We start from the raw sequence: 3,386 nt of genomic DNA, 5'->3' as shown, positions 1-3,386 counted from the left end.
CGCCCCACCACCGAGGCCGCCGTCGGCTCCGCCACCGTCGATGCGCTGCGCGCCCTGCACCCCGAGGTGTCCTTCCTGGGCTGCAACGGCCTGGACGCCGAGGGATTCACCACCCCGGACCCGGACGAGGCCGCGGTCAAGGCCGCCATGGTCGGCTCGGCGCGCCTGCGGGTCGTCCTGGCCGATTCGACGAAGATCGGCGCCCGTCACCTGGTGCGCTTCGCCGCCCTCGACGAGGTCGACGCTCTGGTCACCGATGCCGATCTCCCTGCCGAGCTCCACCGGCTCCTCATCGACGCCGGGATCGAGGTCCACCTCGCATGATCATCACGTTCACCGCCAACCCCTCCCTGGACCGCACGGTGGATCTCGGCGGGCCGCTGGTCCCGGGCGGCGTGCACCGGATCGGGACGGACCGCACCCAGCCCGGAGGCAAGGGCATCAACGTGGCCCTCGGCGTGCACCGCGCCGGACTTCCCGTGACGGCCGTGCTCCCCGCCGCCCCGGATGACCCGCTGCTCGAGCTGCTGCGCGCCGAGCAGCTGCCGCACCGCAGCAGCCCGATCCCCGGCGCGGTCCGCACGAACCTCACCGTGCTGTCCGCCCCGCAGCAGACCACGAAGCTCAACGAGCCCGGAACCACGCTCTCGAGCACCGAGGTGGACGCTCTGACGGACCTGCTGCTCGGCACGGTCTCCGCAGGCGATGCCGTGATGCTCTCGGGCTCCCTCGCCCCCGGCATGCCGATGGACCTGTACGTGCACCTGATCGGCGCTCTGCGAGACCTCGGTGCCCGCGTCGGCGTCGACACCTCGGAAGCACCGCTGACCGCGCTCGCCGCGGCGCTGCCGGCCGGCGCCCCGGACTTCCTCAAGCCCAACGCGGAGGAGCTGGGGCAGATCCTCGGGGTCGACGGCCGGCTCCTGGAGCAGCAGGCGAGCGACGGTGATCTCGACGGAGTGCGCGATGCCGCGCTGGACCTGCATCGTCGCGGCGTGGGCGCCGTGCTGGTGACGCTCGGCGCCGCCGGCGGGCTGCTCGCCACCGAGGGCTCCTCCTGGTACAGCCCCTCCCCTGTCGGAGAGGTGGTCTCCACCGTCGGCGCCGGGGACTCCGCGACCGCCGGCTACCTCATCGCCCGGGAGCACGGCGAGGGCCCGGCCGGCCGGCTCGCCCGCGCCCTGGCCTACGGCACCACCGCCGTGGGCCTGCCCGGCACCACCATCCCCCGCCCCGACCAGGTCCGCGTCGGAGCGGACCGCGTCCGCCGCCTCTGACCCCTCGCCGGCCGCCGCCGCGGCCGAGCACGTTCGAAGGAGAACCCATGTCCGCTCCCCTGATGACTCCCGAGCTGGTGCGCCTCGAGGTGGATCCGCCCGGCGACAAGCACGCCGTGATCGGCCTGATGGCGGATCTCATCGCCGACAGCGGCAGAGCTGAGCGCGACGGCCTCGAGGCCGGGCTGCTGAAGCGCGAGGAATCCTTCGCGACCGGCATGCCCGGCGGCTTCGCGATCCCCCACTGCCGTACGGAGGCGGTCCACGAGGCGGCTCTCGGCGTCCTCCGCCTGGCCGAGCCCGTGGACTTCGGATCGGCCGACGGGCCGGCCGATCTCATCATCGGCATCGCGGCACCGGCCGGCACCGATGACCAGCACCTGCAGCTGCTCGCCCAGCTCTCCCGTGCGCTGATCCGCCCCGAGTTCCTCGCCGATCTGCGTGCGGCGACGGAGCCGAAGCAGGTCTCCGACCTGGTGATGGGCGTGCTCGAGCCCGCGGAGGCTCCGGCTCCGGCCGCGCAGGACTCCACGGACAGCGCCGCAGCAGGTGACGCGTCGGATGACGCTCCCGTCCTGCTGGCGATCACCTCCTGCCCCACCGGCATCGCCCATACCTACATGGCCGCCGAGTCGCTCGAGAACGCCGCGAAGGAGAAGGGTATCGAGCTGCATGTGGAGACGCAGGGCTCCGGCGGCATCACCCCGTTCACCCCGGAGCAGATCGCCGCGGCGAGCGCCCTGATCATCGCAGCGGACGTCAACATCTCGGGCCGTGACCGCTTCGCCGGGATGCCCGTGGTCGAGCATCCCGTCAAGCGCGCGATCTCGCACGGCCCGCAGCTGCTCGACGAGGCGGTGGCCGCCGTCTCCGATCCCTCGGCCCGGCGCGTCCCCACGGGCGCGACCTCCTCCGAGGAGGCGAGCTCGGCCGGTCAGCAGTCCTGGCCACGCCGCATCCAGGGCGCTGTGATGACCGGCGTCTCCTACATGATCCCCTTCGTCGCCGCAGGCGGGCTGCTGATGGCGCTGGGCTTCCTCATCGCCGGATTCGACGTCGCCTTCGTCGCCCAGGACGTCGCCACCAGCTTCTCCCTCACCTCTCTCCCCGGAGCTCAGGAGTACGAGGGCGCGACCGGGATGATGCAGACCGAACGGGCGGGCATGGCCCTGTACCTGGGTGCGGTGCTGTTCACCCTCGGCTCTCTCGGGATGGGCTTCCTGGTCGCAGCATTGTCCGGCTACATCGCCTTCGGTCTGGCGGGTCGTCCCGGCATCGCCCCCGGCTTCATCGGCGGAGCGGTCTCCCTGGCGGTGGGCGCCGGCTTCCTCGGCGGCCTGATCACCGGCCTGCTCGCCGGGCTGGTCGCCCTGTGGTTCACCACGCTGACGCCCCCGCGGTGGCTCGCGGGCCTGATGCCGGTGGTGATCATCCCGCTGCTCACCACGTTCGTCGTGGGCGGCCTCATGCTGCTCTTCCTGGGCCGCCCGCTCGCATCGTTGATGACGGCGCTGCAGGATGGCCTGACCAGCATGTCCGGCTCCTCGGCGATCCTGCTCGGCGTGATCATCGGGCTGATGATGTGCTTCGACCTGGGCGGTCCCGTCAACAAGGCCGCCTACCTCTTCGCGACCGCGGGCCTCTCCCAGGGCACGGAGGCCTCCTTCCAGATCATGGCCGCCGTGATGGCGGCGGGCATGGTCCCGCCGCTGGCGATGGCGCTGTCCACCGTGGTGCGGCGGAAGCTCTACTCCCCCGTCGAGCGGGAGAACGGCAATACCGCCTGGTTGCTGGGCGCGGCCTTCATCTCCGAGGGCGCGATCCCCTTCGCCGCAGCCGATCCGCTGCGCGTGATCCCCTCCTCGATGGCCGGCGGTGCCGTCACCGGCGCCCTGGTGATGGCCTTCGGCGTCGGCTCACAGGCCCCGCACGGCGGCATCTTCGTCGCCTTCGCGATCTCCCCCGTCTGGGGTTTCGTGCTCGCGATCCTCGCGGGCACCCTGGTCTCCGCTGCACTGGTGACCGTGCTGAAGGAGGTCGGGCAGCGCCGCCAGGGCGCCGTCGCCTGATCCTGCCGGTCAGCCCTGTTCACCGGAAGCGGCCCCCCCC

2 protein-coding genes and 1 pseudogene are annotated in these 3,386 nt (G+C 72.3%); all 3 read left to right on the top strand.

Going from position 1 to position 3,386, the window contains the following annotated elements:
- Positions 1-324: pseudogene (locus VF289_RS04475) on the top strand (DeoR/GlpR transcriptional regulator); the annotation flags it as partial.
- Positions 321-1,277, top strand: a complete 957-nt coding sequence (locus VF289_RS04470) for a 1-phosphofructokinase family hexose kinase (protein ID WP_330881497.1) — start codon at positions 321-323, stop codon at positions 1,275-1,277. The pseudogene VF289_RS04475 and the gene VF289_RS04470, both read left to right, overlap by 4 nt.
- 47 nt (positions 1,278-1,324) lie before the next feature.
- A complete protein-coding gene (locus VF289_RS04465) occupies positions 1,325-3,346 on the top strand; it encodes a fructose-specific PTS transporter subunit EIIC (protein WP_330881495.1) in 2,022 nt (673 codons plus the stop codon).
- The last annotated feature ends 40 nt before the right edge of the window (positions 3,347-3,386 follow it).

It is taken from the genome of Brachybacterium sp., assembly GCF_036379615.1.
Lineage (GTDB): Bacteria > Actinomycetota > Actinomycetes > Actinomycetales > Dermabacteraceae > Brachybacterium.
The sequence above is the reverse complement of the archived record's forward strand: the minus strand, read 5'-3'. Positions and strand labels throughout refer to the sequence as shown.